The sequence below is a fragment of the Klebsiella sp. genome, from assembly GCF_027492335.1.
In the GTDB taxonomy this organism is placed as follows: Bacteria; Pseudomonadota; Gammaproteobacteria; order Enterobacterales; family Enterobacteriaceae; genus Klebsiella; species Klebsiella huaxiensis.
The window spans coordinates 1-22,228 of the sequence record NZ_JAPUEW010000041.1; the positions used below are offsets into that span (position 1 = coordinate 1).

A 22,228-nucleotide genomic window follows, 5' to 3' on the forward strand; every position below is an offset into this window, starting at 1 on the left:
CTGAAAAATCGGAACTCTCAAAAAGTGCGTGGAACTAAAGCTGGGATACTTACAAGCCCATCCCGCATCTCGGATAACAAAATTGTTGAACTGCATGTGTTTCATACGGATACCTGTAAGGGTGTCTAAAGGGAATGGTTTGTTGGAGTATGGATGAAAAGAAGTGAAATCAGGAAAGCGCTGGAAACATGGTTGATGTTGAACGCTAAGAGGGGATAGAGAAGCTAAGCCTGCAACAGTTTTACGTTGAGATTGAGCGGCGTATCTTGGCTTACAGGATGTTGTTGAGCCGGAATACAATACCTACCCTGAACAGACTTTTGTTAGATGATTACCGGATTCATCTGGAAGTGGCATCTACCGAAGAATGCTTGAGAAAATGACGTGTGACCGGATTTCACCAGAGGATCTAAGGGAATGATTATTTGAGATATATACATGGAAATGATAATCGTTATTGTTTATTGTGATGATTTTCGATAGATAGTTGAGTGAAGGTAAATCTGGAAGGAACTGCATGAGCTTTGAAGCTAAAAAGGAACACGCAATTGCCATCATGGAAAGCAAGAAGATGTGGCGTAGCAACTATGTCCCTCCTTTACTACGCCTCGCATGGAAAGCTGGCCTCAAGATTCCACCATTACCTTTTGCCTCATTTGGGAAAGTCACTTTGTTGATGGGAGGATGGTTTGGTCCGGCATGGGGGATCTGTATGTGGTTTTTTACTTGGAAGGATACTGGGGTGCAACCGGGCGCAGCATTTGTCTCAAGCATAGTCGCGGGTATTTGCTTTGGTGTTCTTATGGCTGTGTATCATTGGTGGCGAAAGGTAGTTAACAATCTGCCAGACTGGGACAGTCTGGAGTAAAGATCTATATAGCCTTTAAATGGACTGGGTGTGAAATGAGGAAAATAAAATATTGGCTAATAGCAGGGTTTATTATACTTCTTGCGATTGTTACAGTACGACCAGTGATAGGGACTCTCAACTTTCTAAGTTAAAAGCGGCAGGTGAAAATGGAGATGTAGAAGCTCAGTATGCCCTAGGCCTTATGTATTTATATGGAGAAATACTGGATGTTGATTATCAGCAGGCAAAGATTTGGTATGAAAAGGCAGCTGCACAAAATGATGCTCAGGCACAGTTCGATCTTGGTGTGATGAATGAACGTGGTGAAGGGGGAAATATCAACACAGGGCAAGCGATAACTTGGTTTGGACTAGCATGTAAGAATGGGCACAAGGAAGGTTGTAAACGTCAGGAATATTTGTTGAAAAGTAAAGGAATATCGGAGTGAGGTGTTATTATAAATATAATATTTAATATCCTTTCGGTAGCAATGCCTCTCAATTGAAATAGAGGCATTGCTGTAAATCGACAACTATGGCAAAGATATTTCGTTATTAGTACCCATTAGTATGCTACTCTGTGATGGTAAAAACTCTCCTTTATTTTCATCTCTTCCCTGCAATAGTATTTTTGCATCATCTTTATTATAGTCACGAACAGCTTTAGCTGATAATTTACCAATAATGGTGTCAGATGAGCGTAGCCGGTTAATAATGAGAACTAACTTTGTGTCATTAAAGTCGGACATCATGTTTTGATCTCCTTCACTATCGCCAGCTACGAATATTGGCCCTGTATTTTTGTAACGTTGTTGTATAAATTTCTTTATGGTTTCGGTTTTACCTTTTCCTTGCGTTTGAGGGTAGTACGGATCGAGGCTATGAGTCAATTTACCTTCTTTATCGTATAAGGGATGCATTGCATAGACATGAGATTCAGGAACAGAAAAGCCATATCTATCTATAGTAACGATACTTTTTATAACATCTAAAGCAGAAGCGGAAATTACATAAACATCAACCCCTGCCTCCTGTAGGTTTTTGTATAATGTCTGCATTTCTGGGAGCAGCCTAAATCCATTTTTCCATGTTACTGATACGATACCAGCTCGGCCTGCCATATCTGCTGGGCTTACCCATGTTACCTTTGTGATAGGCTGTTTATTTTGCCACTCGATAGTATCGTCCACTAAATCAGATATTTCTTTTTTGGACATACCAGAAAAAAGATACGTCACCCATGGATAAGATACCTCATGGTCGAATGACCCACCTATTGCATCATATAAATATCTCATTTTTACTATAAAATTCATATAATTAGAATTTTCTTTGATTTCATCAATAGTTTTATCACCCTCAAATCCATTGTAATTATTGTATAGCCATGTGTAGCTATCAACAATATCTTGACCAATGAGATTTATATTAACCGCTTGATTGTTTTTATTATTATAATCAGAGTTAAAGCTAGAGGTCGGTATATCTTTGTAAATTATCTCTTTCAATATCTCAGGTTTCATAGCAAATCTAAGGTTTTCCAGTTGATATATAAGAGTTGCCTCTTCGATATCTAGAAAAGCTGTCGTGTTGTCAAAATCAAAAACAGCATATAAAGAGTGTGCAGGCTTCTGCTTTGCTTCTTGAATTAGTCTATCAATTTTTCTCGAGTTGAACTCGTCCCAATTGCCGATAACTGATTGCTTTTCTTGGGAAACTGCGGTTGCTAAATTTTGAGATACACGATTTGTGTTACCGGCAATGGCTGTTGTTCCATATACTCCAAAAATTACAGATATCAGCGCGTATATTATTGTCATTTTCATGGTTAATTCCTTTTTTAGGGTGCATTATTATCTGTAGCAAAAAGTAAAAACCATCTATATCAAAAATCGGCACCTTTATCATGAATGTGATGGTTATCATATTTTATGCGCCTATAACCTGCAAACCTCTAAGTGCCAGTGCCCAATATAGCCTTGATGTAAGATATAAAAATGGCCGGAGGTTAAGCCAGGATTATCTACAGGTAAATGCTTGGTATGAAAAGGGCGGTAGGTGCAATACGATACACAGGCACAGTTCGATAGTTGTGTGATGGATGAACGGGGTGAAGGAGAAAATATCTACACAGATCAATCAAGAACATGGTTTGGATTAGCATGTAAAAATGGGAATAAGGAAGGTTACGATCGTTATGAAGATAATTTAAAGCGCTTAAAACCGTAAGCTATGTTGTTGTGATTTGAATTAATTTTAACTTATAATCTATTCTGGTGTTTGTTTGGTGTGGAAAAAATAATATAAAGAGAGGGGTGATAAATAATATACAAAATATATAAACGAACAAGAATAAACTCCTTGATGAACCTAAATCACCAAAATGTCTGTCCCAGGATTTTTTTTGACATTATCCTCTGTACTGACTCTTCTAAAGCGTAATATGCAAACGGGTATGCTAAAGCACCAATTCATCTGTATATTTGTATTTAGCAGTGCGTGGAGTGCGTGCCGATTTGGCTTTGGGATGAGATGAACCAACTGCTGCGAATAGTTCAGCAGGATCAATACCATCTTCTAACAGTTTCTGGCGGAAGGCTTGTAATTTAGCCTGAGGTTCTTCTTGTTCTTTACGGACGGTACTTTCTTCCTCACGACAATCTTCAGTGACAGCAGAGAGTTTTTCCTGTATCTCTTCCAGAGTTGCCAAAAATAAAAAGCCCGCACGAGGCGGGCTTGAGGCTAGCTGAGAAATCTTAGAACTGGTAGGTGATACCTACAGCGAACTGGTCGTCGGTAGATGCGCCAGTGATAGCAGAATCTTCGTCATCCACCAGGTTGAATTTGTATGCGGTGTAAACGTTGAAGTTTTTGTTGAAGTAGTACCAGGTACCCAGTTCAACGTAGTTCATGATATCGGCATCACGTTTGCCGTTCTGCAGGTCTTTGCCTTTAGCATAGACATAACCCAGAGACGGACGCAGACCGAAGTCGAACTGGTACTGAACAACGGCTTCAATGTTCTGAGTTTTGTTAGCAAAACCGCCAAGTTCCATATGAGTCATGTTTTGAGACTCACCGTACATTACAGATGCATACAGATTGTTTGCATCATACTTAGTTGCGAGGCTCCAGACTTCAGCGTTTTCACCTTTACGGTCCGCAGCTTGCTCGTCAGTACGGTCGGAATTGCTGTATGCGCCAACGAAGCCGAAGCCGTCGATGTTATAGTTAACAGAGAAACCGAAACCATCACCGTTTGATTTTTTCGGAGTTGCATCGTTGTTTTTACCCTGATACTGCAGGGCAAAGTTCAGGCCATCAACCATGCCAAAGAAATCGTTGTTGCGATAGGTTGCAACACCGTTGGTACGCTGAGTCATAAAGTTGTCTGTAGCGATCAGGCCGTCGCCGCCCCACTCAACCAGCATATCGGTGTAACCGGCTGCGTCATAAACCACGCCATAGTTACGGCCGTAGTCAAATGAACCGTAATCGCTGTATTTCAGACCAGCGAACGCCAGACGAGTTGCGCTACCCTGCGCACCTTCTGGTTTATCCGCTTTCATGTTGTATTCAAACTGGCCATAGCCGGTCAGTTCGCTGTTGATCTGGGTTTCGCCTTTAACACCGAAACGCGCATAAGAAGTATCGTCGGAATTGTTGTTGTCGCCATCATGAGTCATGATGTGCTCGCCAACCATTTTACCGTAGAAATCCAGTTTGTTGCCGTTCTTATTATAGATTTCTGCTGCGTTAGCGGCACCAGCGGATAATAAAGCTGGAACCAGAATTGCCAGTACTTTTCTTTTCATTATATATATTCCCTTTTAATCATAATTAATATGAATGTTGTCATTCCCTCCGGGGAGACTATTTGATACTAGCGATTAAGTTCATATTTCTTTAAATGAAATATGTAAGCAAGTTATATCTAATATTACAAAATGTTTCTGAATGATTCTTTATATTTAAAATGTATTAATTTGATTTGATTTATTTTTTATGTGTATGTTTTTAAATAACATGTGGTTATGTGTTTTTATGAATAATTTGTAATATTTATGAAATTTACAATTTAAATGTTTTTGTGATTTATATTTTTTTGAGTAATGTCAACGGATAAATTCGTTTTTGTAGGCGCTATTTCAAAAGGATGGGGTGATGAGACTTTACGGGGAATAAATTTAGGGCATTAATATTGTTTAGGTAAAATCAGCAGAAAGTACAAGCAAGCTCTCACCTGCTTTCATCAATTTGCATTATTTAAAATAAGATAGAATTCATTGACAATATATGGCGGCTGGCAGGAGGCCGAATGGAGCGAGACCCAGGCTCAAAAAGGATAGAGAGATCTGCTGTCTGGAAAGCACTTTTATTATATAATGTGACGGATGTCACTATTTTTGACTGCCGTCGGCGGTATCTGTTGTTGAGGAAATGGAGAGTAAGCTAATGGAAGATAAAGCGAAACGGAGTCCTGGAGGTAAACTTGCTCTGTGGGCATTTTATGTTTTTTGCGGTTACTTCCTCTGGGCGATGGCGCGCTACTGGTGGGTTGTTGGGCAGATCCAGAGCGTGCCTGGCGTGACGATTGACGGCGAGTTAGGTTCAACGGCAGGGAAATGGATCGGTGCGCTGCTGGGTTTTTTGGTGTTGGGTATCGTTGGCATCGTTCTCGGTGCGATCGCCTGGTACACGCGACCTAATCCACAGATGTATGAACATCACGATTAAAGTTGCTATGCTCGTTTCTGGCTTTATCACAAAGGAACGCGCATGGAACTTGTTGACTGGCAGCAGCGGTTTGAATCCTGGTTAATCGGACATCACTCGCAAGAGGATTCCGCTCACGATATTTCACACTTTCGCCGGGTTTGGGCAACGGCTCAGCAGCTGGCCAAAGATACTGATGTTGATCGGCTGGTGATCCTGACCGCCTGCTACTTTCATGACATCATCAGCCTGGCGAAAAATCATCCTGAGCGAAGTCGCTCCTCGGCGATGGCGGCGGAAAAAACGCTGGCCATCCTGCAGTCATCTTTTCCTGACTTCCCCGCAGACCGCTATCCGGCGGTCTTGCATGCTATAGAAGCGCACAGTTTTAGCGCTGCAATTCCCCCGCAGAGTGAAGAAGCAAAGATTGTCCAGGATGCCGACCGACTCGAAGCATTGGGGGCGATTGGCCTGGCGCGCGTTTTTGCCGTATCCGGAGCGCTCAATAATATTTTGTTTGATGCCGACGATCCCTTTGCCGACAGACGTGAATTAAATGACAAGAAGTACGCGCTGGATCATTTCCAGTGCAAGTTGTTGCGCTTACCTGAAACCATGCAAACCGAAAAGGGCAGGGCAATGGCGGTGCACAATGCGCGTTTTCTGGTGCAGTTTATGGCTAAGTTAAGTGCGGAGCTTTGCGGAGACCCTTTGGCCCTTGATGAGTCGGTTTTACAGCGCTTTGATCCACTGGCATAAAACGGCTTGCGCTATTTATGGTAACCTCTGCAAAAATAGTCGGGCTGGTTGAGGTTATGTCGCAAAATTTATCCAAGGAAAGTCCCCCATCTTTGAAGGCCGGGCATAGCGGAGAGGATGCCCAGGCGTTGTTGCGTCAGATGATGGCGATATACGATGTAAAAACGCTGGTGGCACAGTTAATCGCTGTTGGCGAGCAGCACTGGAGCCCGGCCATCCTGAAGCGCGTAGCGACGGTGCCTCACGCGGCAAACCGTTTAAACGCACTGGAGAGAGCCCATCTGTTGACGCTCCTGCCGCAGCCGCCAGCGCATCATCCGCACTATGGATTCCGCTTTATCGATCTGTTTGCCGGTATCGGCGGTATTCGTAATGGTTTCGAGGCGATTGGCGGGCAATGCGTTTTCACCAGCGAGTGGAATAAGCATGCGGTGCGTACCTATAAAGCCAACTGGTACTGTGACCCCGAGCTGCATCGTTTTAATGAGGATATTCGCGATATTACCCTTAGCCATCGTCAGGATGTGAGCGATGAGGAAGCCGCGCAGCATATTCGCGAGACTATCCCGCAGCATGATGTTCTGCTGGCTGGTTTCCCTTGCCAACCTTTTTCTTTAGCGGGTGTATCAAAGAAGAATGCTCTTGGTCGGGCGCATGGTTTTGCCTGCGAAACGCAAGGGACGCTGTTTTTTGACGTCGTCAGGATTATTGCCGCCAGGCAACCCGCTATTTTTGTGCTGGAAAACGTCAAAAACCTAAAGAGTCACGACAAAGGGCGGACGTTTCGCATCATTATGCAAACGCTGGACGAGCTGGGCTATGAAGTCGCCGATGCCGATAATACCGGAGCGGACGATCCGAAGGTCATCGACGGACGCCATTTTTTACCTCAGCACCGCGAGCGTATTGTGCTGGTTGGCTTCCGTCGCGATTTGCAACTGCATGAAGGGTTTACTCTACGTGATATCTCCACGCTCTATCCGGCTAAGCGCCCGACATTTGGCGAGCTGCTGGAGCCCGCGGTGGATGCTAAATTTATTCTCACCCAGGTGCTGTGGAAGTATCTCTATCGCTATGCGCGTAAGCACCAGGAGCGGGGTAACGGCTTTGGTTACGGATTAGTTGACCCTATGAATCCGCACAGCGTGGCGCGTACGCTGTCGGCGCGCTACTACAAAGATGGTGCGGAGATCCTCATTGATCGCGGCTGGGATCGTCCTCTGGGTGAAAAGCATTTTGATGACCCTGAAAACCAGCTTCGTCGTCCGCGCAGGCTGACGCCCCGCGAGTGCGCGCGTCTGATGGGGTTTGAATCGCCACAGGGGTACCATTTTCGCATTCCGGTATCGGATACCCAGGCCTATCGCCAGTTTGGCAACTCGGTCGTGGTGCCGGTATTTGCAGCAGTGGCGAAGCTTCTGGAGTCGCGTATTGCGATGGCGGTGGCCATGCGTGAATCTGCCGAGTTAAGCGAAAGCCAATGATAGTCGTACGGCATGGGCTCACCATGCCGTATATATACCCGTCATACTTCAAGTTGCATGTGCGTTGGCAATACTCGGCCCATCCCTGGGCCTCGCCCTCACGGGCGCTGTGGACAGCGTTCAAATTCGTTCCTGACGAATTTGTCCTCGCTCACCCCAGTCACTTATTTTAGTAAGCTCCAGGGGATTCTCTGCGTTGCCGCGTGATTCGCCCCTACGGGACTCACCCTTCCAGGGCCAGCGCAAGCGCTGTTCAAAACGGTTAACCGTTTTGTCCTGCAACTCGAATTATTTAGGGTATAGATGTTAAAAACTTACGCCAGTACGCCGATTGGCCAGGGAACAAACTCGTTTTCCCCCAATCCCAGCGCTTCACTCTTGCTTTGCTCACCGGAGGCAATAGCGATGATTTTTTCAAAAATCGCTTCCCCCATTTGACGCAGCGTAGCGTCGCCATCGATGACCACACCGCAATTGAGATCCATATCTTCCGTCATGCGCTGATACATCGGAGTGTTGCTGGCAAGCTTCACCGTCGGCGCGGGCATTGAGCCAAAGCAGGAGCCGCGCCCGGTGGTGAAGGCAATTATATTGGCGCCGCCAGCGACCTGGCCGGTTGCTGAAACCGGGTCATACCCTGGGGTGTCCATAAAGACCAACCCTTTTTGCGTAACCGGGTATGCATAGCGGTAAACCTCCATTAGCGGAGAGTTACCGCCTTTTTTGGCCCCGCCCAGTGATTTCTCTAGTACGTTTGCCAGCCCGCCCGCGTTGTTGCCAGGGCTAACCCGACCGTTAATCTGACAATCGCGTCCTTTATTATACTCCAGCCACCAGTTGATGCAGTCGACCAGCTTTTGCCCCACTTCAGGGGTGACAGCTCGCGCGGTGAGGGTGTGCTCTACGCCGAAGATTTCGGTGGTTTCCGAGAGAATTGCGGTTCCGCCTTGTTCGACCAGCAGATCCATCGCGACGCCCAGCGCCGGGTTGGCGGAAAGCCCCGAAAAACCGTCGGACCCACCGCACTGCAGCCCCACGGTCAGATGCTCAACGGAGACTGGCTGGCGCTTGACGGCATTAGCCTGCGGCAGCATGGATTCGATAATAGCGATGCCTTCATCGATGGTTTTTCGCGTTCCGCCGGTATCCTGAATCACCAGTTTGCGCAGCATCGGAGTCTCTTCCAGACCCATTTGTTCAAAGAAACCGTGGATGTTGTTACGCTCGCAGCCCAGCGCCACAACCAGCGCGCCCGCAGTGTTGGGGTTATTGATATAGCCTGCTAAGGTGCGGCGCAGTAGATCCATCGGCTCACCGCTCATCTCCATACCGCAGCCCAGTTCGTGAACATAGGGCACTACGTTGTCAACGTTAGGCCATGCTTGCAGGCGTTCTTCGGTAAAATGAGCGGCGATTTTACGCGCCACCGTCGCGCCGCAGTTTCCGACCACGAACACGCCGAGAATATTACGTGTCGCGACTCGACCATCTTCCCGTACGTAGCCGTTGAAGGTCCGCCGCTGTTCAGGCGGCACGGTTTGTACCGGGCGATAGTCGCGACTAAAGGCGTAGTCGCGCTGAAAATCTTCAAACACGATGTTGTGGCTATGCAGCCAGGTACCAGGCGGGAGGTCTTCAGGCGCGAAGCCGATGACCGTGTTGTACTTGAGAATCGGTTCGTCTTTTTTAATGAGTCTTGTCGCCACTTTGTGGCCCAGCGGAACATCCTGCAGCGTGGTGATGTTCTCATCAGCAATCGGGGTACCGGCGATGATAGCGACCCGGGCGACCACGACGTTGTCTTTTTCGTCAAGACGAATGACCGGAGATTTTGTCATAACATTGCTTCCTTATTTTTTTGTTTCTGCCCGCCTACCGGCGAGCAGAATTTAGGGCTCAGGCTTCACGTTTTTGCATAGGGACGGCGTCGTCATCGCGCGGAGCAATTTTCAGGCGCTCAATCTTGCCGACGATGAACCAGTAGCTGCAGACGGCGATGATGCCGTGGGTCCCAACGAAGACCAACGCGTTGGCGAAAGAGCCTGTTTCTTGCAGGATGTAGCCGATCACCACGGGAGTGACGATCCCAGCGATATTGCCCAGCGAGTTGAACAGCCCGCCGGTGGTACCGATAATCTCTTTCGGCGCGGTATCCGCAACGACCGCCCACCCCAAAGAGCCGAAACCTTTACCGAAGAACGCGGCGCTCATCAGGAACATCACCAGTGCTTCTGAGCCGACGTAGTTGCAGAGGATCATGCTGGCGCTCATGGTCAGACCGATGGTGATCGGGACCTTACGCGCCAGGCTCAGGTTGTTGGTTTTACGCAGCAGCCAGTCGGAGAAAAAACCGCTCATAATGCCGCCTACCAGGCCACAAATCGCGGGCACCGAGGCCATAAAACCGGCCTGCAGAATTGACATTCCGCGCTCTTTGACCAGATAAATCGGGAACCAGGTCATAAAGAACCAGGTAATCGCCGAGATACAGTACTGGCCAATGAAGATGCCGATCAGCATCCGACTTTTGAACAACTGGCCGATCTCCTGCCACCCCGTGCGCTTGCGTTCGCCTTTTACGCTGGCAACGGTGTCCAGCTCCACCAGCGCGCCGCCTTCCTTCAGGTATTCCATCTCTTCGTTATTGATACCCGGATGCTTAGTCGGGACGTAAAAGAATTTCGACCAGCAGAAGGCGATGATAATGCCGATGACTCCCATGACGATAAATACGTGGTCCCAGCCGAAGGCGTGGCATAGCCAGGCCATCAGCGGAGTGAATATCGCCAGCGATGCGTACTGTGCGCTGTTGAAGATGGCGCCTGCAACGCCGCGTTCTTGCGAGGGAAACCAGGCGGCGATGATGCGACCGGCTGAGGGGCCAACCGGTGATTCGCACACGCCAAGCAGGAAACGCAGGATCAGCAAGGCAGGAACGACAAAGGTGACGTAGCTGACCAGACCCATAAATACCGTCATCACTGACCACAGCAGAATCCCGAGAAACATGGCCCGCTTGGAGCCAACTTTATCGGCCACCCAGCCCGCAGGCGTCATACTGATGACGTACGCCCAGCTGAACGCGGAAAAGAGATAACCAATTTCAACGGCGGTGATGCCCAGCTCTTTTTGCATCTCCGGCCCGGCAACGGAGAGCGTGGCGCGATCTCCGGTCGCCAGGGTTAAGACGAGGGTTATCATAAATAAGATGTAATATCGGGCGTGCGTTTTCTTGCCTGCAATGCTCATTGTGCATTCTCCCGTTCCGGCAGCTAACGCCGGAAAAGTTTGTAGGGTAGAGAGTGATTATTGGTTTTTTATTTGTAAGTAGTGATTTGCGCCGCTCACCATATGTGGGGTGATCGCCGTCACCAGGTAGTGTGCACCCCAACCTATCACTTCTGCTGCGCGCTCCGGGGTTCCCACGTAGGTCCCGGCAATATTGCCGCTGGCGGCGATTTTGCGAATACAGCGCTCTATGGTTGCCAGTACATCGGGATGGTTGAGATCGTGACCGTAGCCCATCGAAACGGCCAAATCCCCCGGCCCGATGAAATAGACATCGGCCAGCCCTGCGGCGAGGATCTCATCCAGATTCTCTACTGCTTCTGTTGTTTCAATATGTACCGATAGCACCCGCGAGGCGTTGGCTTCGGCCAGATAGCGCGCTTTATCGGCGCACATACCGTAGTTGGCTGCGCGCGGCAGGAAGGCGACTCCGCGTTCGCCCTGCGGTGGAAACAGTGTAGGCAGGGCGGCGGCGCGGGCATCCTCTACGGTATTGACCAGCGGGACCTGCACGCCATCGGCACCGAAATCCAGCGCTTTGCGCATATATTCGGCGCGGTTGTAAGGAACCCGCACTAGGCAGGGCACTTGCTGACTGTGCGAGGCGCGTACCATATCCTCTACCGTCTCCGGATTCATATTGCCGTGCTCGTTGTCGATAAGCACAAAATCAAATCCGATGGCGGCGGTAAATTCGGTTATCGCCGCGGAAGGGAAGGTGACAAAGCAGCCGTGTAGCGGCCCCTCGTGGAGCCGTTGTTTTAAATCGGGAAAACGCATGTTAGCTCCTTGCTTTGACTTCGATACCGGAGAGCTGCTCAAACACTTTTATAATGTTGGAGTGATCTTCGTTGCCAACCCCCTGGGCCATGCAGGTTTTGTACAGTTCGCGCACCAAGCTGGCGATCGGCATGGGTGAGTCAATACCCTGGCTGAGTTCCATGGCCAGGTTGAGGTCTTTGTACTGCAGACGGGTCATAAAGCCGGGATCAAAATTGCGCTCCAGCAGCAGGCTGCCGCGAATATCCAGCGCGCCGCAGCGGGCGTATCCTGCTGAGAGCACCTCGACGATTTTGGCCGGATCGACGCCTGCTTTTGCCCCCATCACCAGCGATTCCCCCAGCGCGGCCATGGTGGCGGCGGCCAGAACCTGGTTGCAGGATTTCACGACCTGGCCTGCGCCGTTGTCGCCGACATGAGTGACGCGGCAGCCAAGCACTTCGAGGATCGGTTTGCAGCGTTCAAAGACTTCAGCTTCACCGCCCACCATAATCGACAGCGTGCCGCCTTTCGCGCCTTTATCCCCACCGCTCACCGGGGCATCGAGCATTCGCGCGCCCAGCGATTTGATGGCGTCAGCAAATTGCTTTGTCGCCAGCGAGGAGATAGTGCTCATATCAATAATGACTTTACCTTCGCACAGCGCAGGAGCCAGGCCATTCTCGCCGAACAGGACATCTTCGACCTGCGGCGTATTGGGTACCATCGTGATGGTAATTTCCGCGGCTTCTGCGACTGCACGAGCCGATGTCTGGCCGGTAGCGCCATCGCGGGCAATCTCTTCTACGTCCTGTGCCACTATGCTGTAGGCATGGACGCTATAGCCTGCTTTTAGCAGATTGCGCACCATCGGTTTGCCCATAATGCCCAGACCAATAAAGCCTAAAACTGGTTTCATGCGTATGATCCTTAATAAGTTTGGTATTCGATAATGCTGCGCAGTTCCGCAACATCAATATCCGAGAATGCGCACCCTTCGCGATGGCTTAACCAGGCGGCGGTTCCGGCAGCGAAGCCCGTCAAAAAGCATTGGGCGGTGACGCGAGCCGAAGCCAGCGCTTCATGCTCGGCGCACAACGTACGGCCAGCTGTAATCAGGTTTGGTACGTTTTCCGGCACGAGCGTGTCGTACGGAATGTCGTACCAGTCGTTGTCGAGGTAGAACATAAAGATGCCGTCCTGACCGTGCGCTTCGATGCACCAGGCGCTGCTGGCGACCTTGCGTTCGCTTTTGCGCGCCTGGAAAACATCGTCGTTAGTCAGCCGGTAGCGGCCTGCAATGGTCCGACTCTGGCGGATGCCAATTTGCGCCGCGACATCGTTCAGATACGCCTGCTCGAACCCCGGGACCCATGCCCGCAGGAAACGCTCGTATTCGCGTACCTGCTTACGTCCCTTGAGTTCGGCAAACGTCAGATCCTCAGTGCGAGTGGCATCAATCGGTCTGCCATCATCGCGTAAAATGCTGGTGACGTTGCACATCACTTCACCGGGGCGGGGTGAGGGCAGCAGATAGATATGCTTGCGCGGTAGGTGATATCCCTGAGCCTGCGCGGCTTCGACCCAGGTTTCCAGTTGGGCGACCGGGTGGCCAATGCCGCGTTTGATATCGACGTTGCCCATACGGAACACCATGGTCGGATACTGGACCATACCGTTGCGCCCGCAGGTGTACGGGACGCCAGCTTTGACGCAGAGATCGCCATCACCGGTGGCATCGATAAAGCGGCGGGCGGTAATTAACTGGCGTCCGCTTTTGTTCTCAATAACCACACCGCGCAGCTCATTGCCATCCATCACTACGTCAGTGGCAAGGGTATGGAACAGCACCCGTGCGCCGCTGTCGGCGAGTAAATCGTCGGCCACCTCTTTCCAGGTGTGCGGCTCATGGACGACCAGCCGCGTTTCGCCAAACGGGAACGGCTCGCTGACGGCGCCGCGGTGTTTCAGATGCTGGTAAAATTCACCGGCAAAGCCGTGCACCAATTGCTCATGGGGGCCTTTACCTGAGGTAAACAGGCCGCAAATCGCGCCCGACATGCCCGCTGTCGCCATACCTCCGCAAAAACCGTAGCGTTCAATCAGCAGGGTATTTTCCCCAGCTCTCGCCGCGGCGGTCGCTGCCGCAACACCGGTTGGACCACCACCCACTACCAGGGCATCAACATCGTACGTGGCGGGGATCTGGTTGGCGGCTTCGTGCCTGGTTTGCATGATGTGCCTCCTTTACTATGAGGGTGACGATTCACCCCCATAATGTGATGATTAATCGATGTTTTTCGCGTGGATGCGTCGTTTCCCCAGCACCGCGCCCTGGGCAATCGGCTGTACCAGTTGGGCATATTGCGACAGATAGGTTCCGCTCCCACCGCCCAGCGGCAGAGGTTTGGGTTGCCACTGGGCCAGACGGGCATCAATCACTTCCTGCGGAACATCTATATTGATGCTGAGATCGACAAAGTTGATATGTACGGTTTCACCTTGCTCAATAACCGCCAGCGGCCCGCCAGCGGCGGCTTCCGGCATCAGTTGGCCGACGATAATGCCGCGATTCAGGCCCGAGAGTTCACCATCGGTGATCACCGCAACGTGCGCCGCGATCCCCGCGCCGTTGAGAGCCGCGACAAAGCTACAAGCAAACACCGTTCCGGGGCCGCCAGCCGGGCCCATATTGCGCAGAACAATCACGTCGCCTTTCTGGATTTTTCCTTCGCCCAGCGCTTCAATAGCTTCGTCTTCACCTTCGTAGATATTGGCTGGACCGGTAAACTGCTCCAGTTCGCCCGGGACGGCGGAGAGCTTGACGATCGCGCCGTCCGGAGCGAGGTTGCCGCGCAGGATAGCGACGCCAGGGCGCTGGCTGACGGGATTATCCAGCGTGCGGATCACCTCGTGGTTTTTTACTACCGCATCTTTGATGTTCTCGCCGACGGTTTTTTGCGTAACCGTTAGTGCATCCAGGTTAAGGAAATCGCGCAGCTGATTCATCACCGCCGTAGTGCCGCCCGCCGCTTCCAGATCTTCAGTGCGGAACGGGCCGTTAGGGCGAACAGAGGTCAGTAACTTGATGTTTTTACCGTATTTTTCATACAAGCTGACCACATCAATGGGGAGCTCGGCCTCGGTGGCAACCGCTGAAAGGTGGCGAACGGTATTGACCGAACCGCCGACGGCCAGCACGGTCATCACCGCGTTCTGGATCGCTTTTTCGGTAAGAATGTCACGCGGCAAAACCTGTTGCTGGGTAAGCTCGACGATCCGCTTCCCGGCAGCCTGAGCGTATTCTTTTACCTTACGACCGTTGGCCCAGATGGGTGAGTTGCCCGGCAGCGTCATACCTAATGCTTCGGCGACGATATGCATGGAATTAGCGGTGCCCAAACCGGCGCAGACGCCAGGCGACTGGATTGCGACATCGGTCATGTCCGTCAGGTCTTTTTCACTGATTGCGCCGGTTGCCAGTGCGCCAACCTGTTCGTAAACATCATCAATATCGAAGAACTGATCGTCGAATTTTTCGTTTGAGCACTTGCCGCCCACCTGGTAACCGCAGGTCAGCAGCAGGGAAGGGACATTCAGCCGAGCTGCTGACATCAAGTGCGCTGGCGTAGTTTTATCGCAAGAAGAGAGGCAGATCATGCCGTCCAGCACCGCGCCTTCCATCATGCATTCCACTTCATTGACCATCAGGTCACGAGTCGGCATCAGATAACGTGCTTTTTTCCCGGCGCTGGTGACGAAGTCGCTGGGGGCGACGGTGCGTACTTCAAACGGCAGACCACCCGCGTCGCGGATCGCCTGCTCGACGATCCGGCACAGTTCATCCAGATGGACATAGCAGCAGGAGAGCTTGTTAGAGGTGTTGATGATCGCGATCTTCGGTTTATGCATGTCTTCTTCGCGGATCCCCATACTGCGCCATTGTGCACGACGTACTGCCCAGCGGGTGGATCCCGGCTTGAAATTGCTTCTGTACATCTTGAATTCCTTTATCGGGTTGTGGTTTTACGATCCGAAATATCCTCCGTTTGGGTTGGTTGTCCAACCAATTTTTAAGGGAAGTGTAATTGAGATCACATAATGGAGGGTTTTTAAACGTTTTTGCCCATAGCGAGGGAAAAATAGCGCGCGGGAAAGCCAATAATGGTACAGTGGTCCATCCAATTTATGATTGCAGAAATTGATGGCGACGCCGCGCAGGGAAAATAACCGGTCGTAAGCGCGAAACGTCGTTGGGAAGAGGTAACGGTATGCCGGACAAGAATAAATTTACGATGATCCCTATTAAGCGCACGGACGTTTTTCAGACCATCATTCAACACATTACTAATCTGCTCGACAGCAAGCAGATCAAACCCGGTGAAAGGCTGCCTTCCGAGCGCGAGCTTGCCGAAATGCTCAACGTTAGCCGCACGTCAGTGCGCCAGGCGCTGAAGGTGCTTGAATCCTCCGGGCGTATTGAAACTCGCGTTGGCAGCGGAACTTTTTTGACCGAGCCGCCGGCGGTGTCGCTTAGCGACACGCATAGCCTGTCAAAGCTGATTGAAGGCGGGGTAACGAAAGAGTTTTTGCGCAATCTGATTGTGGCGCGGACCTCGATTGAACGCGCCATCTTTGAAGACTACGCATGGCGGGCCAACAAATCGGGGATTAATCAACTGCGAGAACTTATCGAGTTTAACCGGGAAAAATTTTCACGTCAGGATTGCGATGACGATGATAGCGCGCTGGATCTGAGCTTCGAGAAAAAAGTGGCGCAGCTCGGTGGCAACCCCATTCTGATTAACATGCAGGAGCAGCTCCACCATCTTTGGGTACTGGCCTGGAAACAGTATGGTTTTACTCCCGAACAGACTCAGGTGCTGCATGAAGAGCACTTAGGTATTCTGGATGCGCTGGCGGCGAAAAACTCGCAGCGGGTGGCGGACCTGATTGTGCAGCATGTAGATAAAGAGATTGACTAAGCAGGCCGCTGTACGTGGTTTTTTTCCCGGCTCGCGCTGCGCTTATTCGTGCGGTCTGGCGATTTCCCCGGAGGCGGTGCTGCGCACCTGTCCGGGCTACCGGTTCATCCGGTCAGGTATCCCGGACAGGCGCAACGCGCCGCCTCCGGGAATAATATTGAGCAAATGCGGTTAAACCGGCAAAGCTCGAAGGAAAAAATCGATGCCCGCTTCCACCGATTGCTGGGTGATTTTATGCCCCGACAGCGGATCGATAAGGCAGGTGAGATTGCCGCTGCCGATGCTTTCGCTGAGGCGCTCAGCATACTTGATATCAACAATGGTATCCTGCTGGCCGTGCCAGACAAACAGCGGACGCTGCGCTAGCGTCGATTCTTTTCCGGCAATGTCGTAAGGCGCGATCCCGCGCAGGCAGGCTGCAAGCGTATTGGTCGTTGGAGGATGGATTTTGCTTATTGCATCGGCAAAATAGCCGCTTGCCATATAGGCGGCCCCGGCCTGAATTGCCGGATACTGCGCCATCGCCCCCAGTACAGCGAAGCCGCCCATTGAAGTGCCCATCACGCCCAGTCGTGAAATATCACCCAGCTTTTCCTGCTGGCAGGCGGCCAGCAAAGCGGGAAATGTCTCCAGCGTATGCTGTAAAATTGGCCAGAAAGAGGCGGCGCGTAGCGTCGCATCGTCCCTGGCGCTATGCATCGCCGCCTGTGGGCACACCACGCTGTAGCCGGCCTGCGCCAGCATATATCCCAAATTGGCATCCAGCTCTCTGGATGCCATAAAGCGATGAAATAAAACGATAAGCGGCCTGTTACTGGCTGCGCCAGTAGCTGGCCGGAACCAAAGCACGGGCGTTTTCGCCAGCAGGCAATCTGAAATAACGATGTCCATCGATTATCCCCTGGCAATCAAATGGCGTTCCAGCACATCGAAATCCGGATTGAAACCGAGACCCGGCGCGTGCGGTAGATCCATCACCGGCTGGAAGCGCATAAACGGATGCAGCGTCTGTTCGAACGTCAGCCACGGTACTTCCAGCGGAACCGATTCTGGCATCACGCTGAGGAGGTGAGCGCTGGCGAGCAGGCCTGGGCCGTAGTAAAAACAGTGCGGCAGCAGGCTGACGTTTTCATGCTCGCGCGCGTGTTTGATAATCTCCAGTACGGCGGAGATACCGCCGATTTTGGCTACGCTCGGCTGCAATACATCCACCGCGTCTAAGGCCATACTGAGCGCGAACTCCTCGCTATTATTGAAGTTTTCGCCCGCGGCAATGCGTGCGCCCGTCGTCTGGCGCAGATAGCGGAGCTGGCTTAAATTTTCCGGTGGGAAGGTGGGCTCCTCCACAAACGCGACGCCAGCTGCCTGCAGCTGTGGCAGGATCTGCTCCGCCTGTGGGACATCCCATGCGCAGTTGGTATCAACCATCAGAGTGACATTATCCGGTAGCGCCCTGGCGACTTCCGCAATCGCCAGGGGATCCCGTTCGTGCAGTTTTATATGTCGATAGCCCTTGTTAATTAATGGGTTAATGCAAGCCATTAATTTAGCGACATCACCATCGAAGCTGGACAGGCTGGGATACAATTCCACCTGCGCGCGGGTACCGCCGAGCAATCGCCACAGCGGTAAATTTTCTGCTTTAGCGCGCAGATCCCACAGAGCGATATCCAGCGCGGATAGCGCATACATCATTACCCCGCCGCGACCGTAGCTGTGAAAGGCGTAATGCGCTCTTTGCATTAACGCCGCCGGGTCATTGCATTCCTCACCCGTAAAGAAGGGGGCGAGCAGGCCGCTGAGCAATGCCATGCTGGCCGGGTTACAGGCGTGGCCAAACGCTTCTCCCCAGCCCGTCAGGCCCGTGTCGGTTTCGACTTTCACTAACAGCGCATCCAGCGTAGGGTGGAGCGCCCGCGCGGCGTTAAAGCGCCCCTCTTTGTCGGTGGTGCGCGTCAGTGCGGGCGTATAAGGCAAACGGACCAGAAAGCTTTCTATGTTCGTAATACGCATTAAATGTCCTTAATGATGAGATAGCGCGAACTGCACGCCCATTGACGCCGGATGTTGAGGCGTGCTGACAAGGGGCCTGTCGATAGCCGCCGTTTCGAGACAAACAAAGTTCTGCCAGCCATCGTCCGGTATGTCGCTTATTTGCTCTGCTCGCTGCTGCCAGGGATTCCATACCACCACGTTGCTGTTATTTACGTGGGTCAGCGTCAGGATTCTGGCGGGCGTGACAAGCTCCGTTTGTTTTTCTACCTGAGGGAAGATCGCGCCAAATTCCCTGTAGAGCGAAAGGGGAGACGGCAAGTTCTGCACGGATTCCCCGACGACCGTGTCGTAGCCTTGCGTACCTACGCCGTGAATCAGCGTCGCTCGAATATCCGGCGTTGAGAGGTAGCTGTGTAGAGCCGCGGTGGCGCTGAAGCTACCGTGGGCGGTGAGCAGTAACTCGCAAACCTCGGCAGTGAATGTCAGCGTCATTTCCAGTTGAAAAGCGTGATCCCACAGCTGCCGCGTTTGCGGGGTGTCATTGAGCGTTAACGTCATCGCGAGCGACGTTTTGCTATTCTCAAGCGCCGTCAGCCGCCACGGTAAAATGCGGGCAAAACCGTGAAACGGTTCGCCGCCGAGATCGGTAAACCACGGCCAGCAGACCGGCACGCCGCCGCGAATGGGTACGCCGGTTTTAAACGGCGTGCAGTCACTCAACCACAGTACAGGGGTTGTCTGCCTGGAGGGCTTCCAGGTCAGTAAATGCGCACCCTGAAGCGCAATAACGGCCTTGCAGAAGGGCGTCTGAATGACCAGAACCTCCAGTTCATCCATTTTTCGCCGGGTAATACCGGGGCTTAATGTCTCCAGTACCGGCAAGGAAAACAGTTGCTTAATCAGGCTCATTGGTTCAGACATCCGTGCGAGTCGTAATATTTTGCTGCCGAAGCTGCATATCGTTTACGGCATAGCGCGCCAGCGCCGGGCCGTCGAACTTGATGCCGTGTCCTGGTTTTTCACCCGGGCGAATGGCGCCGTTTATCACCGGGCAAGGACTCGTGATAATGCCCATTTCGCTCAGGCTCGCGCCTTTTAGCCCCTCAAACAGCTGGATATTGGGCAAACCGCAGCCCAGATGCGCGATCAGCTCCATGCCAAAATGCGGGATCACGGGAATATTGTGGCTTTCAGCTAATTTTGCGATCTTCACAAATTCGGTAATTCCGCCCACGCGGTAAATATCCGGTTGGATGTAGTCGCAGGCCTCTTGTCCGATCCAGTGGGCGAACTGGTATTTGGTGTACAGGCTTTCTCCCACGGCAATAGGGACCGGACATTTTTGACGCAGCAAACGGTGGCCGTTGATATCATCGCTCAGCAGCGGCTCTTCCAGCCAGTACACTCCGGCGTTTTTGAGTACCGCCATACGGCGCGCAGCATCGCCAGAAGACCACTTCTTGTTGGCATCCACGGCGATGTTGATCGCCGGCCCCACAAATTTACGTACCGCCAGCAGACGCATTAGATCGTCTTCCACGTCTTCACTGCCGATTTTCATTTTGACCGTGCGGTAGCCCACGCTTAAAAAACCCTCCATCTGTGCGAGCAGAGCATCGATGGAAAGATGCAGGTTGACGCCGCTGCCGTAACCGGAGAGCGACTCCCGATAGCCGCCAAGCAGACGATACAACGGCTGATTGAGCTGCTGACCAATCAGATCCCATAGCGCGATATCGACTGCAGCGATTGCGTGTGTCGTGACGCCCGCCGAGCCGATATCGTGGCTCTCCAGCCACATGCGGCTCCACAGCCGCTCGACGTTCAGCGGATCTTCGCCCATCACTTTGGCGGCAAGATAATGGTCAATCAGGTTCTTAAACGCGCTGCCGCCGTTGCCCGTGCTGAACGTCCAGCCGGTACCGGTATGCCCGGTATCGGTTTTTAGCCACAGCACGACAAATTCCAGGCTGGAGAACGCGTAGTTCGACGACCCCCAGTTCTCGGTAAGCGGCACGCGGTACAGCCCGGATTCAAAATCGATAATTTTCATGCTCTTCTCCTACGGAGTCAGGCCAGGGCATTGTGCCCGTCGCGCTGTGCGGCTTTTTTGACGAACAACGCAACCACGGTTGCACCGAGTACCCCGAGGCAGCCCGCAAGAATAAAGGCGGCGGAATAGGAGCCGGAGCCAACGATAAAGCCGGTGACGGTTGGCGCAACAATGCCGGAGATATTCGCCAGACCGTGCATCAGCCCGCCAGCGCTGCCGACGTACTCTTTCGGCGCAGCGTCCTGAATCAGCGTCCAGTAGGCCGGGGCGGCGATTTGCATAAAGCCGAAGGCGATAGTCATTAATGTGACGGCACCCATGGCGGTCTGCGTCTGGCTGATCAGCCCCACGCAGATGGAACAGATGCCGAAGCAGGTCACCAGCACTACTTTACGAGAGAAAAGCTGCTTGCCGGTTTTACGGTAGATAAAGTCGATAATGAAACCGCCGGATACGTAGCCGAGCGTTCCGGCAACCCAGGGCAGCACGCCGACCAGGCTCATGTCCTTCAGGCTGATCCCGGTCGTATCAACGAGAAAGGTCGGGAACCAGTTCATAAAGAAAAACAGCACATAGTTGAAGCAAAATAGCGACAGGGCGGTAGCCAAAATCGAGGGCTGGAGGATCGCGCTCCACATGGAAGGAGCAGGCGCTCCCGGTGCGGTCTGTGGAGCGACTTCCTCTTCTTCGCCTTCAATAAGCTGCGCTTCTGCCGCAGAAACGCGTTTGTTATCACGTGGCTTGTCGGTAGCGATGAGCGCCCAGATGATGGCCCAGGTAATCCCAATAAACGCGATAATGATAAATGAGATCCGCCAGTTAAACGTCAGGCACAGAAAGCCCACTACCGGGCCGGAAATTGCTCCGCCCAGCGGGCCTCCGGCCTGGTTAATGCCTACCGCGCGGGCGCGCTCATTAAGCGGAAACCAGTTATTAACCACTTTATTGGCCGTGGTGGAGATGGGGCCTTCCCCGGCACCGAAAAAGGCGCGGGCAATGAACATGGTCCAGAAGTTAAAGCAGCCTGCGGTCAGGCCGCAGATAATCGACCAGACGGACATCGACCAGCTAAAGACGCGTTTGGGGCCAAATTTATCGGCCAGCACGCCGCCGATAAAATTAAATAACGCATAGCCGATTGAGAAACTACCAAAAATAATGCCTTTTTCCTCAGGCGTTAGATGAAAATCCTGGGTAATAAAGGGCATTGCGTAGGCCAGCGCGGAACGGTCGAGGTAGTTAATAACCATCGCCAGCGTCAGCATAACTAAAATGACACGACGGAATTGCGTATTCATAGAGATACCTTTCACTAATATAGGGTTAGCGGTAAAAATAAT

The 22,228-nt window shown here is 51.8% G+C and carries 20 protein-coding genes and 2 pseudogenes; 8 read left to right on the top strand and 14 right to left on the bottom strand.

The features are described from left to right. Positions 1-153 precede the first annotated feature (153 nt). From QVF11_RS10775 to QVF11_RS10785, 3 genes and pseudogenes are all read left to right on the top strand, one after another. Positions 154-338: pseudogene (locus QVF11_RS10775) on the top strand (DUF6387 family protein); the annotation flags it as partial. Between the two features lie 179 nt (positions 339-517). After that, on the top strand, positions 518-868 hold the full coding sequence (locus QVF11_RS10780) for a DUF6404 family protein (RefSeq protein WP_287856857.1): 351 nt from the start codon (positions 518-520) through the stop codon (positions 866-868). A 52-nt stretch (positions 869-920) separates the two neighbouring features. Further along, positions 921-1,298 (top strand): tetratricopeptide repeat protein, encoded by a 378-nt coding sequence (locus QVF11_RS10785; RefSeq protein WP_287856859.1) that lies wholly within the window; start codon positions 921-923, stop codon positions 1,296-1,298. An 84-nt stretch (positions 1,299-1,382) separates the two neighbouring features. Here the strand turns inward: QVF11_RS10785 and QVF11_RS10790 are convergent, their stop codons facing one another. Then, positions 1,383-2,675 carry an HAD family hydrolase gene (locus QVF11_RS10790; protein ID WP_287856861.1) on the bottom strand — a complete coding sequence of 431 codons (1,293 nt, stop codon included), beginning with the start codon at positions 2,673-2,675 and terminating at the stop codon, positions 1,383-1,385. Between the two features lie 232 nt (positions 2,676-2,907). Between QVF11_RS10790 and QVF11_RS10795 the strand changes: the two genes are divergently transcribed. Continuing rightward, on the top strand, positions 2,908-3,078 hold the full coding sequence (locus QVF11_RS10795) for a hypothetical protein (RefSeq protein WP_287856863.1): 171 nt from the start codon (positions 2,908-2,910) through the stop codon (positions 3,076-3,078). Positions 3,079-3,319: 241 nt separating this feature from the next. Here QVF11_RS10795 and QVF11_RS10800 read toward each other — a convergent pair. Together QVF11_RS10800 and QVF11_RS10805 are read right to left on the bottom strand one after the other, a co-directional pair. Further along, positions 3,320-3,559: pseudogene (locus QVF11_RS10800) on the bottom strand (H-NS family histone-like protein); the annotation flags it as partial. Between the two features lie 46 nt (positions 3,560-3,605). Further along, positions 3,606-4,664, bottom strand: a complete 1,059-nt coding sequence (locus QVF11_RS10805) for a porin (RefSeq protein ID WP_287856865.1) — start codon at positions 4,662-4,664, stop codon at positions 3,606-3,608. Between the two features lie 640 nt (positions 4,665-5,304). On the opposite strand from QVF11_RS10805, the gene drpB reads away from it, so the two are divergent. Genes drpB through QVF11_RS10820 form a run of 3 tightly spaced genes read left to right on the top strand, consistent with a single transcriptional unit; the run spans position 5,305 to position 7,808 of the window. After that, positions 5,305-5,586: a cell division protein DrpB gene (drpB, locus tag QVF11_RS10810; protein ID WP_110274379.1), complete on the top strand. Its 282-nt coding sequence runs from the start codon at positions 5,305-5,307 to the stop codon at positions 5,584-5,586. A gap of 42 nt (positions 5,587-5,628) precedes the next feature. Then, positions 5,629-6,324 (top strand): phosphohydrolase, encoded by a 696-nt coding sequence (locus tag QVF11_RS10815; protein ID WP_112213229.1) that lies wholly within the window; start codon positions 5,629-5,631, stop codon positions 6,322-6,324. A 56-nt stretch (positions 6,325-6,380) separates the two neighbouring features. Next, on the top strand, positions 6,381-7,808 hold the full coding sequence (locus QVF11_RS10820) for a DNA cytosine methyltransferase (RefSeq protein WP_287856870.1): 1,428 nt from the start codon (positions 6,381-6,383) through the stop codon (positions 7,806-7,808). Positions 7,809-8,122: 314 nt separating this feature from the next. Here the strand turns inward: QVF11_RS10820 and QVF11_RS10825 are convergent, their stop codons facing one another. From QVF11_RS10825 to ilvD, 6 genes are read right to left on the bottom strand one after another with little or no spacing between them, the layout of a single operon-like run. Further along, positions 8,123-9,646, bottom strand: a complete 1,524-nt coding sequence (locus QVF11_RS10825) for a UxaA family hydrolase (protein ID WP_287856872.1) — start codon at positions 9,644-9,646, stop codon at positions 8,123-8,125. A 58-nt stretch (positions 9,647-9,704) separates the two neighbouring features. After that, positions 9,705-11,057 carry an MFS transporter gene (locus QVF11_RS10830; protein ID WP_112213231.1) on the bottom strand — a complete coding sequence of 451 codons (1,353 nt, stop codon included), beginning with the start codon at positions 11,055-11,057 and terminating at the stop codon, positions 9,705-9,707. Between the two features lie 57 nt (positions 11,058-11,114). Next, complete coding sequence (locus tag QVF11_RS10835; RefSeq protein WP_112213232.1) at positions 11,115-11,876, bottom strand: HpcH/HpaI aldolase family protein; 762 nt, start codon at positions 11,874-11,876, stop codon at positions 11,115-11,117. Between the two features lies 1 nt (position 11,877). Further along, the gene (locus QVF11_RS10840; RefSeq protein ID WP_110274374.1) at positions 11,878-12,774 is read right to left on the bottom strand and encodes an NAD(P)-dependent oxidoreductase; all 897 of its coding nucleotides are present in this window, start codon (positions 12,772-12,774) and stop codon (positions 11,878-11,880) included. An 11-nt stretch (positions 12,775-12,785) separates the two neighbouring features. Continuing rightward, the gene (locus tag QVF11_RS10845) at positions 12,786-14,090 is read right to left on the bottom strand and encodes an FAD-dependent oxidoreductase (protein WP_287856874.1); all 1,305 of its coding nucleotides are present in this window, start codon (positions 14,088-14,090) and stop codon (positions 12,786-12,788) included. 51 nt (positions 14,091-14,141) lie between these two features. Further along, on the bottom strand, positions 14,142-15,854 hold the full coding sequence (gene ilvD, locus QVF11_RS10850) for a dihydroxy-acid dehydratase (protein ID WP_287856876.1): 1,713 nt from the start codon (positions 15,852-15,854) through the stop codon (positions 14,142-14,144). 272 nt (positions 15,855-16,126) lie between these two features. Between ilvD and QVF11_RS10855 the strand changes: the two genes are divergently transcribed. Next, positions 16,127-16,840, top strand: coding sequence for a FadR/GntR family transcriptional regulator (locus QVF11_RS10855; protein ID WP_110274371.1), 714 nt, complete (start codon positions 16,127-16,129; stop codon positions 16,838-16,840). Between the two features lie 171 nt (positions 16,841-17,011). On the opposite strand, the gene QVF11_RS10860 is transcribed toward QVF11_RS10855, so the two are convergent. The 5 genes from QVF11_RS10860 to QVF11_RS10880 are packed head-to-tail and all read right to left on the bottom strand — an operon-like array spanning position 17,012 to position 22,186. Then, complete coding sequence (locus QVF11_RS10860; protein WP_112213235.1) at positions 17,012-17,731, bottom strand: serine aminopeptidase domain-containing protein; 720 nt, start codon at positions 17,729-17,731, stop codon at positions 17,012-17,014. Positions 17,732-17,734: 3 nt separating this feature from the next. Further along, positions 17,735-18,853, bottom strand: coding sequence for a mandelate racemase/muconate lactonizing enzyme family protein (locus tag QVF11_RS10865; RefSeq protein ID WP_267985749.1), 1,119 nt, complete (start codon positions 18,851-18,853; stop codon positions 17,735-17,737). Between the two features lie 9 nt (positions 18,854-18,862). Beyond that, positions 18,863-19,744: a D-hexose-6-phosphate mutarotase gene (locus QVF11_RS10870; RefSeq protein WP_287856881.1), complete on the bottom strand. Its 882-nt coding sequence runs from the start codon at positions 19,742-19,744 to the stop codon at positions 18,863-18,865. 4 nt (positions 19,745-19,748) lie between these two features. Continuing rightward, a complete protein-coding gene (locus tag QVF11_RS10875) occupies positions 19,749-20,888 on the bottom strand; it encodes a mandelate racemase/muconate lactonizing enzyme family protein (RefSeq protein WP_287856883.1) in 1,140 nt (379 codons plus the stop codon). 17 nt (positions 20,889-20,905) lie between these two features. After that, positions 20,906-22,186, bottom strand: coding sequence for an MFS transporter (locus QVF11_RS10880; RefSeq protein ID WP_110274366.1), 1,281 nt, complete (start codon positions 22,184-22,186; stop codon positions 20,906-20,908). Positions 22,187-22,228: the final 42 nt, after the last annotated feature.

What these genes read in the sequence shown, in the direction of transcription:
- QVF11_RS10840 (WP_110274374.1), bottom strand. Translation starts at nt 12,774, where the DNA reads ATGAAACCAGTTTTAGGCTTTATTGGTCTGGGCATTATGGGCAAACCG.
- QVF11_RS10835 (WP_112213232.1), bottom strand. Translation starts at nt 11,876, where the DNA reads ATGCGTTTTCCCGATTTAAAACAACGGCTCCACGAGGGGCCGCTACAC.
- QVF11_RS10870 (WP_287856881.1), bottom strand. Translation starts at nt 19,744, where the DNA reads ATGAGCCTGATTAAGCAACTGTTTTCCTTGCCGGTACTGGAGACATTA.
- QVF11_RS10825 (WP_287856872.1), bottom strand. Translation starts at nt 9,646, where the DNA reads ATGACAAAATCTCCGGTCATTCGTCTTGACGAAAAAGACAACGTCGTG.
- QVF11_RS10865 (WP_267985749.1), bottom strand. Translation starts at nt 18,853, where the DNA reads ATGCGTATTACGAACATAGAAAGCTTTCTGGTCCGTTTGCCTTATACG.
- QVF11_RS10855 (WP_110274371.1), top strand. Translation starts at nt 16,127, where the DNA reads ATGCCGGACAAGAATAAATTTACGATGATCCCTATTAAGCGCACGGAC.
- QVF11_RS10875 (WP_287856883.1), bottom strand. Translation starts at nt 20,888, where the DNA reads ATGAAAATTATCGATTTTGAATCCGGGCTGTACCGCGTGCCGCTTACC.
- QVF11_RS10820 (WP_287856870.1), top strand. Translation starts at nt 6,381, where the DNA reads ATGTCGCAAAATTTATCCAAGGAAAGTCCCCCATCTTTGAAGGCCGGG.
- QVF11_RS10815 (WP_112213229.1), top strand. Translation starts at nt 5,629, where the DNA reads ATGGAACTTGTTGACTGGCAGCAGCGGTTTGAATCCTGGTTAATCGGA.
- QVF11_RS10805 (WP_287856865.1), bottom strand. Translation starts at nt 4,664, where the DNA reads ATGAAAAGAAAAGTACTGGCAATTCTGGTTCCAGCTTTATTATCCGCT.
- ilvD (WP_287856876.1), bottom strand. Translation starts at nt 15,854, where the DNA reads ATGTACAGAAGCAATTTCAAGCCGGGATCCACCCGCTGGGCAGTACGT.
- drpB (WP_110274379.1), top strand. Translation starts at nt 5,305, where the DNA reads ATGGAAGATAAAGCGAAACGGAGTCCTGGAGGTAAACTTGCTCTGTGG.
- QVF11_RS10860 (WP_112213235.1), bottom strand. Translation starts at nt 17,731, where the DNA reads ATGGACATCGTTATTTCAGATTGCCTGCTGGCGAAAACGCCCGTGCTT.
- QVF11_RS10780 (WP_287856857.1), top strand. Translation starts at nt 518, where the DNA reads ATGAGCTTTGAAGCTAAAAAGGAACACGCAATTGCCATCATGGAAAGC.
- QVF11_RS10845 (WP_287856874.1), bottom strand. Translation starts at nt 14,090, where the DNA reads ATGCAAACCAGGCACGAAGCCGCCAACCAGATCCCCGCCACGTACGAT.
- QVF11_RS10880 (WP_110274366.1), bottom strand. Translation starts at nt 22,186, where the DNA reads ATGAATACGCAATTCCGTCGTGTCATTTTAGTTATGCTGACGCTGGCG.
- QVF11_RS10830 (WP_112213231.1), bottom strand. Translation starts at nt 11,057, where the DNA reads ATGAGCATTGCAGGCAAGAAAACGCACGCCCGATATTACATCTTATTT.
- QVF11_RS10790 (WP_287856861.1), bottom strand. Translation starts at nt 2,675, where the DNA reads ATGAAAATGACAATAATATACGCGCTGATATCTGTAATTTTTGGAGTA.